This window comes from Paenibacillus ginsengarvi (assembly GCF_003626695.1).
GTDB lineage: Bacteria > Bacillota > Bacilli > Paenibacillales > NBRC-103111 > Paenibacillus_AB > Paenibacillus_AB ginsengarvi.
Genome location: NZ_RBAH01000009.1, coordinates 1 through 18,550 on the forward strand (window position 1 = coordinate 1; position 18,550 = coordinate 18,550).

18 protein-coding genes are annotated in these 18,550 nt (G+C 54.2%); 17 read left to right on the forward strand and 1 reads right to left on the reverse strand.

Annotated features, from left to right (window positions below; all coding sequences use genetic code 11):
• From D7M11_RS37095 to D7M11_RS13810, 4 genes are all read left to right on the forward strand, one after another.
• Positions 1-232: hypothetical protein (locus D7M11_RS37095; protein WP_205127055.1), on the forward strand; the 232-nt coding region annotated here is incomplete at its 5' end.
• Positions 210-2,597, forward strand: a complete 2,388-nt coding sequence (locus D7M11_RS13800) for a glycoside hydrolase family 2 TIM barrel-domain containing protein (protein ID WP_120747820.1) — start codon at positions 210-212, stop codon at positions 2,595-2,597. The genes D7M11_RS37095 and D7M11_RS13800, both read left to right, overlap by 23 nt.
• Positions 2,598-2,632: 35 nt before the next feature.
• Positions 2,633-4,921, forward strand: a complete 2,289-nt coding sequence (locus D7M11_RS13805; RefSeq protein WP_120747821.1) for a glycosyl hydrolase family 95 catalytic domain-containing protein — start codon at positions 2,633-2,635, stop codon at positions 4,919-4,921.
• A gap of 20 nt (positions 4,922-4,941) precedes the next feature.
• On the forward strand, positions 4,942-6,060 hold the full coding sequence (locus D7M11_RS13810) for an alginate lyase family protein (protein WP_120747822.1): 1,119 nt from the start codon (positions 4,942-4,944) through the stop codon (positions 6,058-6,060).
• Between the two features lie 12 nt (positions 6,061-6,072).
• On the opposite strand, the gene D7M11_RS13815 is transcribed toward D7M11_RS13810, so the two are convergent.
• Positions 6,073-6,987: an AraC family transcriptional regulator gene (locus D7M11_RS13815; RefSeq protein WP_240041105.1), complete on the reverse strand. Its 915-nt coding sequence runs from the start codon at positions 6,985-6,987 to the stop codon at positions 6,073-6,075.
• Between the two features lie 65 nt (positions 6,988-7,052).
• Between D7M11_RS13815 and D7M11_RS13820 the strand changes: the two genes are divergently transcribed.
• The 13 genes from D7M11_RS13820 to D7M11_RS13880 all read left to right on the forward strand — a co-directional run bounded on the left by D7M11_RS13820 (position 7,053) and on the right by D7M11_RS13880 (position 18,457).
• Positions 7,053-7,973 (forward strand): helix-turn-helix domain-containing protein, encoded by a 921-nt coding sequence (locus D7M11_RS13820; protein WP_147433431.1) that lies wholly within the window; start codon positions 7,053-7,055, stop codon positions 7,971-7,973.
• Between the two features lie 15 nt (positions 7,974-7,988).
• Positions 7,989-10,280 carry a glycoside hydrolase family 95 protein gene (locus D7M11_RS13825; RefSeq protein WP_240041106.1) on the forward strand — a complete coding sequence of 764 codons (2,292 nt, stop codon included), beginning with the start codon at positions 7,989-7,991 and terminating at the stop codon, positions 10,278-10,280.
• A 236-nt stretch (positions 10,281-10,516) separates the two neighbouring features.
• Complete coding sequence (locus D7M11_RS13830; protein WP_158606592.1) at positions 10,517-11,812, forward strand: ABC transporter substrate-binding protein; 1,296 nt, start codon at positions 10,517-10,519, stop codon at positions 11,810-11,812.
• Between the two features lie 196 nt (positions 11,813-12,008).
• On the forward strand, positions 12,009-12,818 hold the full coding sequence (locus D7M11_RS13835; RefSeq protein ID WP_193556192.1) for a GNAT family N-acetyltransferase: 810 nt from the start codon (positions 12,009-12,011) through the stop codon (positions 12,816-12,818).
• A gap of 45 nt (positions 12,819-12,863) precedes the next feature.
• Positions 12,864-13,484, forward strand: a complete 621-nt coding sequence (locus D7M11_RS13840) for a zinc dependent phospholipase C family protein (RefSeq protein ID WP_120747827.1) — start codon at positions 12,864-12,866, stop codon at positions 13,482-13,484.
• Positions 13,485-13,507: 23 nt separating this feature from the next.
• A complete protein-coding gene (locus tag D7M11_RS13845; RefSeq protein WP_120747828.1) occupies positions 13,508-13,981 on the forward strand; it encodes an NUDIX domain-containing protein in 474 nt (157 codons plus the stop codon).
• Between the two features lie 7 nt (positions 13,982-13,988).
• Entirely contained in the window at positions 13,989-14,528 is a 540-nt protein-coding gene (locus D7M11_RS13850; RefSeq protein WP_120747829.1) for a ribonuclease FAU-1 family protein, read from the forward strand.
• Between the two features lie 20 nt (positions 14,529-14,548).
• Complete coding sequence (locus D7M11_RS13855; protein ID WP_158606593.1) at positions 14,549-15,238, forward strand: HAD family hydrolase; 690 nt, start codon at positions 14,549-14,551, stop codon at positions 15,236-15,238.
• Between the two features lie 19 nt (positions 15,239-15,257).
• Positions 15,258-16,022 (forward strand): class I SAM-dependent methyltransferase, encoded by a 765-nt coding sequence (locus D7M11_RS13860; protein ID WP_158606594.1) that lies wholly within the window; start codon positions 15,258-15,260, stop codon positions 16,020-16,022.
• Positions 16,000-16,293: a MazG nucleotide pyrophosphohydrolase domain-containing protein gene (locus D7M11_RS13865; protein WP_205127056.1), complete on the forward strand. Its 294-nt coding sequence runs from the start codon at positions 16,000-16,002 to the stop codon at positions 16,291-16,293. Before D7M11_RS13860 ends, D7M11_RS13865 begins: the two co-directional genes overlap by 23 nt.
• 167 nt (positions 16,294-16,460) lie before the next feature.
• Complete coding sequence (locus D7M11_RS13870; protein ID WP_147433432.1) at positions 16,461-16,949, forward strand: hypothetical protein; 489 nt, start codon at positions 16,461-16,463, stop codon at positions 16,947-16,949.
• A gap of 35 nt (positions 16,950-16,984) precedes the next feature.
• Complete coding sequence (locus D7M11_RS13875) at positions 16,985-17,425, forward strand: NUDIX hydrolase (protein WP_120747833.1); 441 nt, start codon at positions 16,985-16,987, stop codon at positions 17,423-17,425.
• 87 nt (positions 17,426-17,512) lie between these two features.
• A complete protein-coding gene (locus D7M11_RS13880) occupies positions 17,513-18,457 on the forward strand; it encodes a GNAT family N-acetyltransferase (RefSeq protein WP_120747834.1) in 945 nt (314 codons plus the stop codon).
• The last annotated feature ends 93 nt before the right edge of the window (positions 18,458-18,550 follow it).

Consider the following 18,550-nt stretch of genomic DNA (forward strand, 5'->3'; position numbering starts at 1 on the left):
TTATGCTAAGATGGGAGTAGCTCATGTTGGGTTCTCCTGTGAAAAATGGTGTTGTGGTGACTTCCATTTTACACGAATCCATTCATGGGCTTCTTTGTTTTTAGCTGTCGCACTTCATATTACAATCCGTCATAAAAGCCCGAAACATGACGAAATCTTTTTTTGCTACGATGGAGAGGAACTTATCCAATCTATTGTTGAGGTGAACGATGCAATCCATCAGACTGGTTGAAGGCTGGGAGCATTATCGCGGGAGCTTGGGCGGCGTATGGGAAGTATGGCGGGAAGCGAAGCTGAAATCGAGCTTGTATCACCTCCCCTGGGAAGCGGTCTCGCTGCCGCATTGCTTTAACCGGTACGACGCCGTCGATCCCGACGTCAAGTATTATCAAGGACAAGGCTGGTATCGCACGAGCCTCGGCATAAGCAACCCGTACAAGGAAGGCAGAACGCTGCTGCGCTTCGAAGGAGCGGGCCAGAAGTCGACCGTCTACGTAGCAACGGGGGAGACGGGCCGGCATAATGGCGGATTCGACGAATTCAGGCTGGATATTACGGAGGCGGCTGAAGCGGCGAAAGGCGATCCGCTCTACAAAGGCAAGGTTCCCGTGGCCGTCATGACGGACAATTCGCGGGATCTCGAGACGATCCCTTCGGATATAAGCGATTTTAACGTATACGGGGGACTGTACCGTCATGTGCATCTCGTGTATGTGCCGAAAATATCGCTGGAACGAGTTCACGCCACCGTGTTGTGCGTATCCGGCGACAAGGCAACGATACAGTTGAAGGCGCGGCTTTACAACCCGCAGCGGGCGTCCGATACGGTAAAGCTGACCGTCACGGTCCGCGATCCGGCGGGCAAGGAGATCTTCCGCCGCGAAACGTCCGCCGCCCCGTGGGAGGGCCTGACGGAGCTGGACCGGCTGGAACTGGATGCACTCGCTTTATGGAGCCCGGACCATCCGCAGCTGTACACTTGCGAGGTCGAGCTGGAAAGCGTCCATGGCGCGACGAAGCAAACGGTACGGTTCGGCGTCAGAACCTATGAATTTGTGGAAAAGGGGCCGTTTCTGCTGAACGGCAAACGTCTGCTCATTCGGGGAACGCACCGCCATGACGATCATGCGGGCGTTGGCGCCGCCATGACGGATGACATGATCCGCACCGAGCTTCGGCTGGTGAAGGAGATGGGAGCGAACTTCCTCCGGCTCGGGCACTACCAGCAGTCGGAATTGGTACTGGAGCTGTGCGACGAGCTGGGGCTCCTCGTCTGGGAGGAAATCCCATGGTGCCGCGGCGGTCTCGGCGGCGATGGCTATAAGCGGCAATGCCGGGAGATGCTCGAGGCGATGATCGATCAGCACTACAACCATCCGTCGGTCATCATCTGGGGGCTTGGCAACGAAAACGACTGGGAGGCCGATTTCGATTCCTTCGACAAGGACGCGATCCGCGCTTTCATGAAAGAGCTTCACGACCTTTCGCACGAGCTCGATCCGTACCGGTTAACCGGAATCCGCCGCTGCGACTTTTGCAAGGACATCGTCGACGTGTATTCGCCATCGATATGGGCGGGCTGGTACCGGGGCATATACCCGAAGTACGAGGAGTACAGCAGGCACGGCTTCGAACAAACGAGCCGATTCCTTCATTTGGAGTGGGGAGCCGATGCGATGGCCGGCAGGCATGTCGAGCAGCCGTACACCGGATTTCGGGATATTCGGGCGGGAACGAGCGCAGAGGAGCGCGACGGCGACTTCCTGATGTCTGGCGGCGAACCGCGCGTATCGGCGCTGGGCGACTGGTCCGAAACGTATTTTTGCGATCTGATCGATTGGCATTTGAAATCCCAGGAGACGATGGATTGGCTGACGGGAACGGCTCAGTGGGTGTTTAAAGATTTTTCCACTCCGGTTCGGCCGGATAACCCGGTGCCTTACGTTAACCAGAAGGGCGTGATCGAACGGGACTTCACGAAGAAGGACGCCTACTACGTCTTCCAGTCGTATTGGAGCGAGCAGCCGATGGTGCGTATTTACGGTCATTCGTGGCGGACCCGCTGGGGGAGGCCAAGCGAGAAGAAGCTGATTCGGGTATACTCCAACTGCCTAGAGGCCGAGCTGTTCGCGAACGGCATAAGCTGCGGCCGTCAGCGGCGCGATCCGCAAAACTTCCCTTGCGCCGGGCTGCGCTGGGAGATCGAGCTTGCGGAAGGATTCAATCATCTAAAGGTGGTAGCGAGCAAGGACGGCGTTACGGTAGAGGACGAGACGCACTACGAGTACCAGACGTCAAGCTGGTCCGAGCCGGCCTATTTGCGCATGACGGCAACGAAGCAAACGGACTCGCTTGTAAGTCTGGAAGTGAAGGCTTATGACCGCAATCATGTTTTTTGTCCGGACGCGGTCAACTTCATCCGGTTTTCCTTGGCCGGCGACGGCAAACTGATCGACAATCTCGGGACGGCCCGGGCCAGCCGTTACGTCCAGCTCGCGGGCGGACGGGCGACGATATGCGCCGAATATGCGGCCGAAGGCACGCTGATCGCAAGCGCCGCGTCGGATGGATTAAAGACGGCGATCGTCGTTGTGTAGATGCGAACGCGAATAACGGAGAAGGAGAGACGCGAATGATCGATACGAAAGTAGACTGGGCTTCCTTCCTGGGCAGACACGACCTCACCTGGTCGGTGAAGCCGATTTCTTGGGATGAAGGGGCATTTATCGGCAACGGCTCGATCGGGGCGATGGTGTACAGCGAGGAGCATAGACTGAAGCGGAACGTGCTTCGTTTCGTGCTCGGGCGCACCGATGTTACGGCGAAACGTCCCGACGGGGGATTTCCCCCGCGCGTACCGGTTGGGGAGCTTCATCTGGAGCTCTCCGGATGGCTGTATCAGCCGATCTCCCTGCGACTCGATTTGTGGAACGCGGAGCTGCGGGCGGACATTACGACGACTGTCGGAGAGGTTCAACTGCGGGCATTCGTCCACAGCCGCAAGCAGGCGATGGCGGTAGAGCTTAAAACGTCGGGCGGCGAAAGCGCCGCCAGCTTTCGCTGGTACGCTTATCAGGAAGTCGATCCGATCTTGAAAAATGCCGACGGCTATAATTTGAACCAATACATTCCGGAGTCGGAGGTCGTCCGGTCTGTCCGAAGCGGTATCCGCGCAGCAGCAGAAACGTTCAAGCCCGATGGCTCCGGCGGCTGCGCGACGGCCTGGACCGAGCTAAGCGGCAGCGATGCGTCCACATCGCCTGAAGAGGCTGGCCGGCGCGTAATTTATTTGTCCATCCAAAACGGCGCGGACGAAACGGCGGCGCAGCGGGCGGAGGAAGCGGTCAAGCGGGCGAGCGAACAGCCGTGGGACGAGTGGGTGGAATCGCATCGGAGCTGGTGGCACGATTATTATCCGCAAAGCTTCGTATCGATTCCAGATACCATGCTGGAAGGATTTTATTGGATTCAAATGTATAAGCTTGCTTCGGCGACGAGGAGTGACGGCATGATCATGGACAACCAGGGGCCGTGGCTCACCTCGACACCGTGGCCGGGCGTCTGGTTTAACATGAACGTACAGATGGCCTACTCCCCTGTGTACACCTCAAACCGGCTGCACCTCGGGATGTCGCTGGTGGGGGCGTTCCGCGAGCAAGTTGAAACTTTGATCGGCAACGTTCCGGACGATTTCCGGACGGATTCGGCGGGCCTTCCCCGAAGCTGCAGCTACGATCTCGCCGGCCGGGTCGACGACGAGAAGGGCAATCTGCTGTGGGTATGCCATAATTTGTGGCGGCAGTACCGTCACTCCATGGACCGCAAGCTGCTCGGCGAGCTTCTGTACCCTTTGCTTCGGCGAGCCGTGCGGTACCATACTCGAATCCTTGCGGAGGGAGACGACGGGAAGCTTCATTTGCCTGCGACCGTCTCTCCGGAATACGGCTCTTTCCTGAAAATGAAAGTGCCGGACACCCACTACGACTTGGCGCTGTTAAGATGGGGCTGCGAAACGCTGCTGCGTATTAGCGAAATGCCGGAGCCCGCGGCAGGAACAGATACGGAACGGGACGCCGATCGGCGGAAGTGGCAGGAAATACTGGAGCGGCTCGCCCCTCTGCCGACGGACGAGACCGGCTATATGATTGGCCGCGGGCAGCCGCTTGCCTTCGGACATCGTCATTTCAGCCATTTGATGGCGGTATTCCCGCTCCATCTCGTAAGCGGGGACTCGGAAGAAGAGCGGGAGCTGATCCTCCGCTCGCTCCGTCATTGGTTTTCGATGGAAGGGGATTTGCGCGGATTTACGTTTACGGGAGCGGCATCGATCGCGGCAACGCTTGGTCTCGGCGACGAGTCGCTCGCTTACTTGAAGTCGCTGCTTCACTTGCTGAAGCCGAATACGATGTACAAGGAGGCTGGGCCGGTTATCGAATCGCCGCTCGCCGGAGCGGAAGCGATTCACGACATGCTGCTGCAAAGCTGGGGCGACCGGATTCGCGTTTTTCCCGCGATACCGGAGGACTGGAAGGATGCCGCGTTCCATGATTTGCGGACTGAAGGGGCGTTTCTTGTAAGCGCGGTCCGGACGAACGGCGCGACGTCCTGGGTGCGCGTGAAAAGCCTGGCGGGAGAGCCTTGCCGGCTTCATACGGATATGACGGGTTCCGTTCGTATTGCGGCAAGTGAAAGGACTACCGTTCGAACGCTGGGCGACGGCCGTTTCGAGCTCGATCTGCCTTGCGGGGAGGAAGTCGTCCTGTATGCGGAAAAGCAGCTTTCCGGCGAACCGCCGCATAAGGGCGGCGTAATCCGTCCGGTGCCGGCCCAGTCTCACCTGTGCGGATATTTCGGCAGCCGCAAGCCGTGGCGGCTATACGGTCTGCCGATCCGGTTTGGCGGCTCCGATTCAGATCGATGAGTAAAGGAGGGCGTTAGGCGATGCTTACAGACGAAAAGCTGGCCAAGTGGCAAATCGACCGGCATGAGCTTGTGGCGAAGGCGGACCGTTCGCTGGACGCCCGGCCGATCAGCATAACGGACACGGCGGCGGAGCGGAGCGCTGGCGGCCGGAACGATTATTATTCGAACGGCGACTATTGGTGGCCGAATCCGGAGACGCCGGACGGACTTCCATTCGTAAAAAGGGACGGGGAATCGTATCCGGAAGCTTTTTTCGCCCATCGCGAAGCGCTTCGCTCCATGCGCACCCATGTGGCGAATCTCGCGGCAGGTTACGCGGCGACGGGGCTGCGGGTGTATGCGGACAAGGCGGCGGCTTTGCTGCGCACGTTTTTTCTGGACGAGAAGACGCGCATGAACCCGCATTTGCTGTACGCCCAAGCGGTTCCGGGGTTGTGCGAAGGAAGAGGGATCGGGATCATCGATACGCTGCATCTGATCGATATCCCCGCCGCAGTGGAGGCCATCGAACCGTCCGGGGCGATTACCGAAGCGGAGGCGAAGAAGCTGCGCGGCTGGTTTGCGGACTATTTGAACTGGATGTGCACGCACCCGTACGGCATAGAGGAACGCGATACCGAGAACAATCATGCGGTATGCTGGCACGTTCAGGCAGCGGCTTTCGCTTTGTTTACCGGCAACGAAGCCGTGCTCGCTCAGTGCCGCGAGCGGTACAAGACGGTGCTGCTGCCGCGGCAGATGGCGCCGGACGGCAGCTTTCCGCTTGAGCTGGCCCGAACGAAACCTTACGGGTATTCGATCTTCGTGCTGGATAATACGGTAACCCTATGCCGTCTGCTGTCCGTGCCCGCCGATTATTTATGGGAGTTCCGGTTGGAGGACGGGCGGGGCATCCGCCTCGGGCTCGATTATTTGTATCCGTATCTTGCGGACAAATCGTCATGGCCTCACGGTCCAGATGTGGAGCATTTCGACGGTTGGCCCGTAAGGATGTCGTTTATGCTTTTTGCCGGAACGGCGTTCGGTGACGAGCGATATATGAGGCTGTGGAACGAGCTGCCGGCCGATTCGGCCGATCCGGAAATACGCCGCAATATGGCGCTTCGCCAGCCGGTGCTTTGGCTGATGCGGGAATAGAACGGATGGCGGTTATTCGATCGTCATAAGGCTGCCCGCCGGAGCGTGTTTGTATTTGTACGGGCTTAGGCCGACGTGTTTTTTGAACAGGTTGCAAAAGTAAGAAAAGTTCGTTAGTCCGATCGCTTGCCCGATTTCCTGCACGGACCTATCGGTCGTCTTCAGCAGCCAGCACGCCTCGCGAATGCGGCGGGCGGTCAAATATTCGGTAATGCTCGTCCCTACCGTTTGGCGGAAGACGGCCGATATGTGAGTGGGTGTCAAATGGATGTCGCTTGCGACCCGTTCCAGCTCGAACGGTTCCGCATAATGCTCCTCCACCCATTTCATGACCCGCTCGGACACGGACGATTTGCGTATCGGCGGCGGAGTGGTTTGCGGCCCCGGCTCCTCATGAGCTTTCAAAATTTGAAGCAAAGCGATAAGAAACAGCATCTGCTCCTCCAGCAGCAGGTCGTCCGGCATTTTCAGCATGCGCTCCCGATGCTCCTCGAACAGATTGTCGAGCGTAAGCCGAGGCAGCCCGACAAACAGCTGAGATTCGAGCGGAACTTGCCATAATCGCTGAAAAAACGTTCGCAGCGAATGAAACGGGGCCAAATACCGCCCGAGCTCGGACGGCTCAAATACGAAGAGAGAGCGAACGTACGGCGACTGGGACTCGAGCTTCATCTGGACCCGGTGCAGTTGAAACGGACGGAAATAGACAAGGGAGCCGGGCGAAAGCTCAAAAATGCGCTGGTTTACGATAACTTGGCCGCTTCCCTCGTGCACGTATAAAAGCTCGATGCCCTGGTGGGCGTGATAAATTTCGTTGAATTCGAGGGTGCGGTCCTTTACGAAGGACAAATGCACCGGATGATGGTTCAAGTTTAAGTAGTTCATGATTTTCATAAGGCGGACCTCGCTCGGATGAATCGGCTTCATGACAACATAGTACCATAAGAGGCTAATACTATGCCTTGCGATTTAGGCTGCCGCGGCCGCAAGGTATGCATATAGAGCTAGAGCAAACGCCGGGGCGGATTGAAACGTTTTACGGCAAATCGGGAGGCGCGGATATGACGACGGTGCCGAATCCGGAAGTGATCCGGAACTATTTCGCGAATGTGAAGATTGAGCTGCTCGCCGCTCGGTATAGCGAGCGTTTAAGGGAGGACTGGGGGCGCAACGGTATTAGAACGAGCTACAACCGCCTTTATTTTTTCATCGGCGGGGAAGGCTGGCTGAACATCGACGGCGAGTTATATTACCCCAGACCGGGACAAATGTTCATTTTGCCTGCCGAAGCTCCGCTTACGTTTGCCACTGTAAGCGCTAACAGCTTTAACAAGCACTGGTGCCATTTTCAGGCCAAAGTAGGCGACTTCCATCTGTTTAAACTGCTCAAGCTGCCATATTGCATCCAGGTGGCCGATATGGACTACATGAAGCGTCTCTTCGAACGTCTGGAGCAAGCATATCGGGAGAGCGGCGATATCGCGGCACCGCTCAAGTTCAAATCGATCTTTTTGGAGATTCTGACTTACTACGTCGAGCATACGCCGCCGCAATCGGTCCGCTTGTCGCCGTCTCCCGTTAACAATCGCGAATATCAAATTTTGAAATATATCGAGGAGCATCTTGGAGAGTCTTTGACGCTGGAACGGCTGGCAAGCGCCTTTAACTACAATCCGAACTATTTCATTCGATACTTCAAATCGCTGTTTCATATATCCCCGAATCAATATATCGTCAAAACCCGCATCGAGAAAGCGAAAAAGCTGCTGCTGAGCTCGGACTGCTCCCTCGAGCGAATATCCGAGACGGTCGGCATGGAGCGGGTATATTTCTCCAAAGTGTTCAAGCAGCTGACGACTTTTTCACCGAGCGAATACAGAAGCAAAAATAACATGAAGCTTTATAAAGTATAAACGAGGAGTGACATTGTGCCCGATAATAATAAATTGTGGTATAAAGCACCGGCGAAAAAGTGGACGGAGGCATTGCCGTTCGGTAACGGCAGACTTGGGGGCATGGTTTTCGGAAAAATGAACGAGGAGCTGATCCAGCTCAACGAGGATTCAATCTGGTATGGCGGGCCCATGGAGCGAATGAATGCGGATCTGCCGACCTATTTGCCGAAAATCAGACAGCTGCTTTTCGCAGGCGAAGTGGAAGAGGCTCAATATTTGGCGAAGATGGCGTTTACCTCAACCCCCAAATATGCCGGACCTTACCAGCCTCTTGGCGATCTGTTCCTGTGGCTGGCTGATCACGAAGGGGATGTCAGGGACTACAGGCGCGAGCTTGACCTGGACTCCGGACTCGTCACCGTGCAGTATCATTTGAACGGGGTGGACTATCGACGCGAAATATTCAGCAGCGCCGTCGATCAGGTGGTTGCGGTCAGGCTGACCTGCGGGGTGCCCGGCGGACTGAGGCTCGGTATTACCCTGGGGCGTCGCCCTTTTGAGAACGAAGTGACGATGCTCGGCCAGGAGAGTCTTGTCATGAACGGACAGTGCGGCCCAGACGGCGTGCGGTACAGCGCTTTGATGCGTGTCGTCGCAGAAGGGGGCGGCGTGCAGAAGGTGGGGGATTTCATCTCTGTCGAAGGTGCGGATTCGGTTACGGTTTATTTGGCCGCGGCTACCACGTTCAGACACGAAGACCCGCAGCAGGTGTGCGCGGAGCAAGTGGCGGCAGCGGCGAACAAAGGATACGAACGGGTGCGGGCGGCGCACATCGCCGACCATCAGGCGCTCTATCGCAGACAAACGTTCGAGCTGTCGGGAACGGAGGCCGACGTTGCGGACGATATGCCCACGGACGAACGGCTGAAGCGGGTAAAGGACGGGGCGCATGATCCGGGTCTCGTTTCCTTGTATTATCAATTCGGGCGTTATTTGCTGATGGGCTGTTCAAGGCCGGGAAGTTTGCCTGCCAATTTGCAAGGCATATGGAACGACCAGTTCAAGCCGCCTTGGGAAAGCAATTATACGATCAATATTAACCTGCAAATGAACTATTGGCCGGCCGAGGTTTGCAATTTGGCGGAATGTCACGAGCCTTTGTTCGATCTGGTTGCCAGGCTGCGCGAGAACGGTCGAAAAACGGCGCGCGAGCTGTACAACTGCGGCGGCTTCGTCGCGCATCACAATACGAATTTGTGGGCCGATACGATTATGAACGGCATCAATACGAGAGCGGCCATCTGGCCGACAGGCGGCGCATGGCTGGCGCTCCATCTGTGGGAGCATTACAGGTTTGGCGGTAGTCTCGAATTTCTCGCCGGTTATGCGTACCCCGCTTTGAAGGAAGCGGCCGAGTTTTTCCTCGACTATATGGTTCCGGGTCCCGATGGGCGTCTCGTAACGGGGCCCTCCGTTTCGCCGGAAAACAAATATCGGACCCGTCGCGGAAATATCGGCTATTTAAGCATGGGTCCGTCCATGGATACGCAAATTATCGAAACGCTGTTCGGCTCCTGTCTGGAAGCCGCATCCCTCTTGCACCTAGACGAAAGCTTCGCCAAGCGGCTTCAAGATGCACTGTCGCGGCTGCCAAAGCCGCAGATCGGCAAGCACGGACAACTTCTCGAATGGCTCGAGGAATATGAAGAGCCGGAACCGGGACACCGCCACATTTCGCATCTGTTTGCTCTTCATCCCGGGGAGCTGATCACTGCGGAGAAAACGCCTGAGCTTGCGAGGGCGGCCAAGCGGACGCTCGAGCGGAGGCTGGACAATGGCGGAGGTCATACCGGCTGGAGCCGCGCGTGGATTATCAATTTTTGGGCTCGTCTCGGCGAAGCCGATAAAGCGTACGAAAATGTGCATGCTTTGCTGAGGTACTCTACGAATCCGAATTTATTCGACGAACATCCGCCTTTCCAGATTGACGGCAATTTCGGAGGAACGGCTGGAATCGCCGAGATGCTTCTGCAATCCCACTCCGGAGAAATCCGGTTGCTGCCCGCGCTGCCGGCGGCATGGCCGAGCGGGCGGATGACCGGTCTGCGCGCGCGTGGAGGAATGGAAGTGGACCTGGAATGGAGGGACGGCCGTTTGGTCCGCGCCCTGCTGGGGGCAAGCCGCACCGGCGTTTGCAGCATCCGTACGGGCATACCTCTGGCGATTGAATGCGCGGGCGAGACCGTGCGTGCCGAAGCGGCAGAACGTACTTTATTGCGTTTCGATATGCGGCAAGGGCATCAATACGTCATTACGCCGCAATAGGCTTCCACGGACTGGGGGGGACTTTGCGCGATCCGTCGCCATGCGCGGTCCTCCTGATCCGGCAAATGTGAAGATCCGACTCATTTATGAAAGTTTTCGACATAGCAGCCGCTTTCCGGACGGCCTTATAATCAAATCAGACGATATGCGGAGGAGATGAATGGTCGTTTACACGTCTATTCCGAAAGCGCTTAACCCAGCGTCAATTCATAACCTTTAGTATGGGGGAAACAACTATGCTGAAAAAAACACAAGGAATCGTGCTCGCATCCATGCTCGTTTTGTTGGCAGCTTGCGGAAAAAGCCCGGGAACGGAAAAACAGACAGCGGTTAGTAATGAGCCCGTTACGCTTCTGGTTACGTCTTCGCTCAGCGATTCGCTGGACCTTTTCAATCAATATTACGGCAATCGGATCCGGGCCAAATTTCCGAATGTCACCCTTAATTTCATCCCGAAAGCAACGGGCCAAAACATCCAGGATCTGCTCGCCTCGAATCAAATTCCCGATCTGATGTACTCCAAGGTATCGAACATGAACAGCTACGTGTTTGCTAACGGTCTTGGTTATGAGTTGACGGAATTGGTCAAAAAAAATCAATACGATATGAGCCGCTTCGATCCGGCGTATATCGAAAAGGTGAAAAGCGAATCGCCGGACGGCGGATTGTACGGAATGCCGAGCCCCGATATGGACCCGCAAGTGCTTTTTTACAACAAATCGATCTTCGAAAAGTTCGGTGTGCCTTTCCCCACCGACGGCATGACTTGGGACGACGTATACGAATTGGCCAAAAAAATGACCCGGGTCGAAGGGGGCGTCACCTATCGCGGATTCAGCGCGCATATTAACGTATATTTTAGAGACAATCAGCTCTCGATCCCGTATCTCGATCCGAAGCAGGACAAGATGTACGACAGCGAAAAGTGGAAGAAGATGTTTACGAACTTGAGCAGGTTCTATGAAATTCCGAACAATAAGGTCGCCGCGAAGGACGAGCCGGTCGCCTTCATGACCGGCAATATAGCGATGATGCAAAACCAGTTAAGCAATATCGTGCGCATTCCCGAGAACATCGATTGGGATATGGTGAGCATGCCGGTTTATAAAGACGGGCCTAAAGTGATGAATCAGCCGAGCTCCACGTATTGGTTCATCTCGAAGCAAAGTAAAAATAAAGATATCAGCTTTAAAATCATCGAATACCTGCTGTCCGACGAGCTGCAAATGGAAATCGCCCGCGATCAGGGCGGCTTGCCTTCGATCAAAGCTACGGCCGAGCTCAAAAAGGCGTTCGGGCAAAATGTGCCTCAATTGAAAGGGAAGCATATCGAAGCGGTGTTCAAATATCCGCTCGCATCCGCTCCGCCGGTTCGGGACAAAGGTCTTACCGTTGTCAATCAAGGATCGATGGGCACCGAAGTAAACAAAGCCTTCGATAAGGTCATTAAGGATCAAGTGGACGTCAACACCGCTTTACGAGAAGCGAAAGAAAAAATAGAAGGATTGATCGCAACAGAAAAAGGCAAATAACGCAGGGGAGAGTAAGCCTCCGTCAAACTTCGGGTATCCGACAGCTGACGGGGGCTTTTGATCTGTAAATCGCTTCGGGGCTGTGAAGGCAAGCGTTTGATTCATAAGTGATTGATATATCATTTGACAAAGCGGTTAGAGTCTCGCAATATATTCTATATATTGTATGAAGGAAACTAGTTGAGGTGAACCATTCATGATTGCCATACTTCCGTCCGAAACTTTGATTCAAGCGCTTGAAAGCTCAGAATCGGCCTATATGGCGGATCGGATGACGGCTATCCGAAACAGGCCCGGCAATCCCGAAGGAGTCGAAATGGAGCGGTTCGGCAGTGCCTTGTGCCTGTACAGCAAGTCGATGCCGTGGCCTGCCTTCAATACAGTCAAGGGCTTGACAAGCGCCGATATCGATTTCGTCGACCCGATCCTCGATTTTTATAGAGCAAGAGGGCGCAAAGCGCAAGTAGAGATTGTGCCTTCTCGTGCGGACCGGCAGCTGCTGGAGCGCTTAAGCTCGCGCGGCCTGTACCAGTCCGGATTTCATACGTCGCTTTATGCCGATCCGGCGGCGTTTCACGAGGACGAGCGGCAGCATGTGACTGTACGAGAGCTTCGCGAGGATCAATTTCATACGTACGCCACGATCCATTGCCGGGGAACGGGGCTGGCGGACAACGGTATAACGCCTGTCGCCGAAAATAATAAGGTGTTGTTTCATCGGCCGGGGTGGACTTTTTTTATCGCGTATGTGGAAGAGGAGCCTGCCGCAACAGCGGTTATGTTCAGCCAAGACGGGATCGCCTCGTTTACGTTCGCGGCCACGCTGCCGCAGTTTCGGGGGCAGGGGCTGCACGGCGGCTTGCTGGCAAGAAGGCTGTTGGAAGCAAAGCGGCAGCATTGCAGATTGGCCGTAAGCCAATGTTCGTTATTATCGCAAAGTCACCGGAATATGGAACGGGCCGGGATGAGAATCGGTTATGTGAAAGCGACATGGACGGAACAATAAGCGGAGAGGGAGGCTGGGCGGATTTTCCAGCTGGAGGAGGATGGGATGGGTTCACGCATCATGCACTTCATTATTGCAGAACAGACTGCACGTAAGCTGAGCGGGGGAAGCAGCCCGGAGTTTCTGCTGGGAGGCATAGCGCCGGATGCCAGGCAGCCGAAAGACATCACTCACTTTTATTTGAAAGACGAGCAGCAAATCACTAGACATATCGGCTATATGCCGTTTATGCAAAAATATTCGAGCTTCATAGAGGCGAAGGATGAGTACATACTAGGATATCTATGTCATCTGATTGCCGACGATATTTGGCTGCGAGCTTTTTATTTGCCTTGGCTCAGGAAGCTGATTGAGGAAAATCCGGGCCAGTACGAGAAGTACCATCGGGATTTTCGCAATCTGAACGGGAAACTGCTGCAATGGAGTCAAATTGGCGATCACAAGCAAAAGCTGGAGGGCCCGGTTCGCGGAACCGATATAGAGGAACTTCCTTTCGATGAAGTGCTTCGTTTCATTCCGGCATTTCTGGAAGATTTCGAATATACGAACGATGCTATAGATTGCGAACTGCAAGTATTTACAATGGAGCAGATTACCGAGTACATCGAAACGTCCGTACAAATGTCGGTATCTATTCTGGGTCAGATCCTTTATGCCGTTAAATAATTGTGCCAAAGAGGAGGAAAACGATGGTTCAGGCGCAGTTTTATTACAAAAATAGCAACGCCCCGAAACCGAATCAACCGACAAGCATCGGCGTTGTAGCTGTGATCGAGAGAAACGGCTCGATTTTGCTGGAGAAGCGGCAGGATAGCGAAAAATGGGCGCTCATCGGCGGTGCGATTCATACGAACGAAGCTTTGCTGGAGGGATTGAGCCGGGAAGTAAAGGAGGAAACCGGGCTGACGGTAACGGAAGCGAGTTTGCTTGGCACGTTCTCCGACCCTTCCAGGATTATTTCGTTTCCGGATGGAAATGTGAAGCGGATTATTACGATCGCGTACGACGTACTCGTCGAGCCATTCACCGATGTCGTTTGCAGTGAGGAATCGATCGAACTTCGGTTTATTGCGAAGGACCAACTGCCGCATATCGATATTGCCGAAACTCACCTTCCAATCGTTCAAGCGATCATGAATAATCAACGACCGGTACTGGAGTGAGCGGGAGATGAAGCGAAAAATAGCCAATCGTCCGGACTGGGCGCGGCTGATTCGGAAACGGTATGTTCAGCAGTATGTGATGGACGAGAGCTTTGAGGGACATTTATCGCTGTTGTTTCTCGATGAGGTAAAGGAACCTCTGCAAGTAACGTATGGAGAACGGGAAGTTTGCATCGTCAGCAACGGGCATGTCTGGATCCTGTTTTTCCCGAACCAAGGGCGGTACAGCGTAACCGTGATGCTGAATGAACGAAACGAGGTCGTTCAGTGGTATTTCGATATTGTAAACTCGATTCAGCTAAATGACGAAGGCGTGCCCGTCATCGAGGATTTGTACTTGGACTTGGTCGTATTGCCGACGGGTGAAACCTATTCGCTGGACGAAGATGAGCTGGCGGCTGCTTTGGATGAAGGGGTTATAGACAGGGAGACTTACGATCTGGCCGAGTCCGAAATGGATAAACTGAAACTCTCGATCTCCAAAGGTGAAAACGCATTCATTAATGAGATTGAAACGTACGTGCAACTGGTTCGCAAGTATAGATGATCAGGATTGGAGGGAGGGGTATGGAAGCGATCGGGTTCGATCTGGGCGAGACCTTGATAGCCTATAAAAATATTCCTCTGAGTTGGGAATGCCATTACCGGAAAGCTCTGATTGTGATCGCCGATCAGCTTCGTGTTGCAAGCCATAAAGAAAATCTGGATGTCGCAGAACAAATATTGATGCGCTATAACACAAGAGTGCATCCGAGAGAGCATGAGGTCACGGATGTCGAAATATTCGAGGAATTGGTGCAAAGGTGGGGATTGAGCGAAGATCATGCGAGCAGAGCACTCGAACTGTTTTTTTCGTCGTTTCAGCAAACATGCGAAGTGTACGCCGATGCCTTTCGAGTGCTAAAGGCGCTGCGAAGCAAAGGGATTCGGGTCGGTATATTAACCGACGTGCCGTATGGTATGAATAAGCTTTTCGTTATGCGGGATATTGAGCCTTTTCGAAGCTTTGTGGACGTTATCGTAACATCGGTGGATGCCGGCTTTAGAAAACCTCGAACGGAAGGATTCTATCAACTTGCGAATGGACTAGGTACTGAGCCGAGCCGAATGATGTATGTAGGTAACGAGCGCAAGGACGTGGAGGGGGCTAACCGTGCGGGTATGAAATCGGTATGCATAGACCGGAATGGCGGAAAGCCTGGCTGGGGCCAAGCCCTTACAGTAAGCAACCTGGATGAAATATTGGACTACTTGTAAACCGGGCGGAGGGAGACGTATGCGCATCTCGAAGGAGCACGAGTTTTTGCTGCAAGCCGTTAAACAATGGTTCGAGCGCGAGGAGCAGGTCGTTTATTATACGAACGAATTGACAGAAACACTGACGGCTGCCGAACGTTTTTTGCTGGATGGACTTCCGGGGAGCGGTTCCGTCCTCGATACCGGATGTGGGGCCGGGCGAATCAGTGTTGAGCTGTCCCGGCAGGGCTACGAAGTAACGGGGATAGATGTAAGCGAGGCTATGATAGCGATTGCTCGCGATTATAGCGAGAGACTTGGACATCAGATCCGGTACGTTCAGACGAACGGAGTTACGCTTCCTTTGGCCGATGAACAATTCGATTGCGTACTCGCTTTTAAAATTCTGTGCTACATTCCGACCAAGCAGCTGCGCTGTGCGTACATGAAAGAATTGTACCGCGTGCTTAAGCCCGGCGGCCTGTGTGTGATGACGCAGCATATCGTGCCGGACGACTGTTTGGAGGATACGGAGGATGAGCATTTCAGGAGCAGTCCAGCGGCCCGTTTTCCCATTTTGGAAAAGGGAGACACGTTTCCTTCGGGAATTGGCTACGTCCATTGGTTTACGGAAAACGGTTTGCTTCATGAGTTGGAGGATACCTCATTTGAGATCGAGCTATTTCGTACCGATGCCGGGCACGGAGGCGCGGGATATTTGCAACTGATCCGGCTTAGGAAGAAAGAGCAACAACAACTTGGGAGCGAAAGGCGGCACACTGATGAACGAACCGATGACCATTAGCGGCTTACAGGCCTATATTCGAAACAAGGATCATAATCCCGACAATAAGATCGGATACTTCTATAAATTGATCGAGGAAGTCGGCGAGCTTTCGGAGATGATTCGCAATAACAGTCGGGCGGAAGAAACGGGGACGATAAAAGGGACGATTGAGGAGGAACTGTGCGACGTGCTGTATTACACCGTTGCGCTTGCAAACGTGTATCAGATCGACCTGGAGGAGCGGTTCAGGCAGAAGGAAGAGCTGAATAAGATCAAGTGGGGGAAATAATCGGGTAGAGGAGGTTTTCGATGAAAGCGGCTTGGTTGGCTGGTCTTATGTTGGTCTTCTGTCTTACGGGCTGTGAATCCGATGAATGGAAGTCAAAGAATGAGCAGTTATCCAAACAAGTTGCTCAGCTTGAATCCGAATTGCTGATTCAGCGGAAAGCAGAACAAATGCGGATTAACGAAGTCAATCGTCTTCAGCAGCAGATCATCGAGATGAACCGGACATCGAAGGAGCAGCAGAACTGGATCGACCGGCAGAACGTGACAATGGATCGAGTCAAGCGATTAACGGAGATGAAATCGTTCTCCTATACCGTACTTGCCGAGGGGACGAGTAAAAATAAAAAAGAGAAAGTAGTTTACGTAAGCGATGTGCCGGATTCCACCGTCGACCAAGAGACGTATCTTTTGCGGGCGTCGATTGAATTTGCCAATGAACCGGAGTTTACGATCTCGTTATGGAGAGATAAAGAACTGGCCATTCGTTATAGTAAAGGCGACTACGATGAGAAAGAAACGATAATCGGCTGGAGCGGTTTCAGAGCTCGATTCGGAGTGATACGCCAGTCGGAGGAGGAGCACCGGTTGCTGTTGTTCCTAAGCATGGATGACATCGATAACTTGGAATTCGGTAAATATACGAATCAGGAGCGCTGACGGGGATTTATAGTGCTGTTGGAGGAGGAGAAACGATGCAAAGAGCGCAAGACGCTGCTGGAATCGTCGTGATGGACGCGCAGAAGCGGGTACTGCTCGTCCATCAAACGTATGGCAAACGAGTTTGGGCGCTTCCCGGAGGAATGGTCGAGGAGGGAGAATCGGCTTGGCAGGCGGCGGCGCGCGAGCTGAAGGAAGAGACCGATATAGCAGTTCCCCATATGGAGCTGTCGGGTCTGTATTTTCAGCCGCACAAAAACCGATATATTTTTACGTTCACAGCAACTGAATACGAAGGCGAGATTAAGGTGGATCAAAAAGAGATCGACCAGTACGGCTTTTTCGACTTGGACCATCTGCCGAAGCCGATATCAAGCTTCACGATTCAGCGGTTGATCGATGCGGTAACGAGTAAGGGAGCCGTCTATAAGGAGGAAACGCTGGATACGTACCGGATTGTAGACGACGCTCCATAGACAGCTCTGATCCGGATAGGTAGTCAACGGGTAATTGACGGTCTCGTCTCTTTGGGGCCGGGAAGTGAAGGGAGGGGAACAGGGTCGATGAGCAATCGAAGCTGCGCCGCAATAGTGAATAACGGGCGAATATTAATGGTGAAGCAAATATATAAAGGGGAGCAACTGTGGACTTTGCCGGGAGGCAGCATCGAAGCGGGGGAATCTCCTGCCGCGGCATCGGTTCGGGAAGCTCGCGAGGAGACGGGGCTGGAGATCGAAGTCGTCAAGCTGCTGGTGGAGACGTATAGCGACCGCATTAAAGGAATGTACTACTGCTACCAAGGGCGAGTTATTAGCGGGACGGCGCGGCTGGGGACAGATCCCGAATTGGCCGAAGACGAGCAGCAACTGCAGGAGCTACGCTGGGTGCCTCTCGCTGATGCGCGGGATCATCAAGAAATACGCAGAATCGAAGGTTTGCTGGATGGCGTTGTGGAGGAGAACGTCAAGCAACCGGCGCCGGCGCAGGTGCAAATTCGGGAGGCAGGCCCGGCGGATATCGAGGGAATCGCCGAGGTTCATGTGCGCAGCTGGCAAACTACGTACCGGGGCATCATAGCGGACGATTTCCTCGCCGGCTTGTCCGTAGAGAAACGAAAGAAAAACTGGGAGTGGACGTTTCACAACTTGAATCAGGACGAGGCCGTGTTCCTTGCGCTAGACGACAAGGGGCAGATCGCAGGGTTTTGCAGCGGCGGCAAATGCCGGGAGCTTGGCGGCGACTATGACGGTGAGTTGTACGCGATCTATTTGCTTAGGGAGTATCAGGGAACGGGGATCGGAAGGAAATTGGCCGGCCATCTGGTTCGTCATTTGAAGGCAAACGGTTACAAGGCGATGATGGTGTGGGTGCTGGAGCGAAATCCGGCTGTCGACTTTTACAGAAGGCTCGGAGCCAAGCCCTTTACCCGCAAAGAAATCCGTATTGGCGAAGATGTTCTGATAGAAATCGGGCTAGGCTGGGAAAGCATCGACGTTGTTCAGGTCTAAGCTGTTCGAATAACCGTGGACAAAAGCCGGAGACTTTCCGACAGTAGCAATCGGACGCGAATGACGGCACATGCCGAATCTAGTGACGAGGCT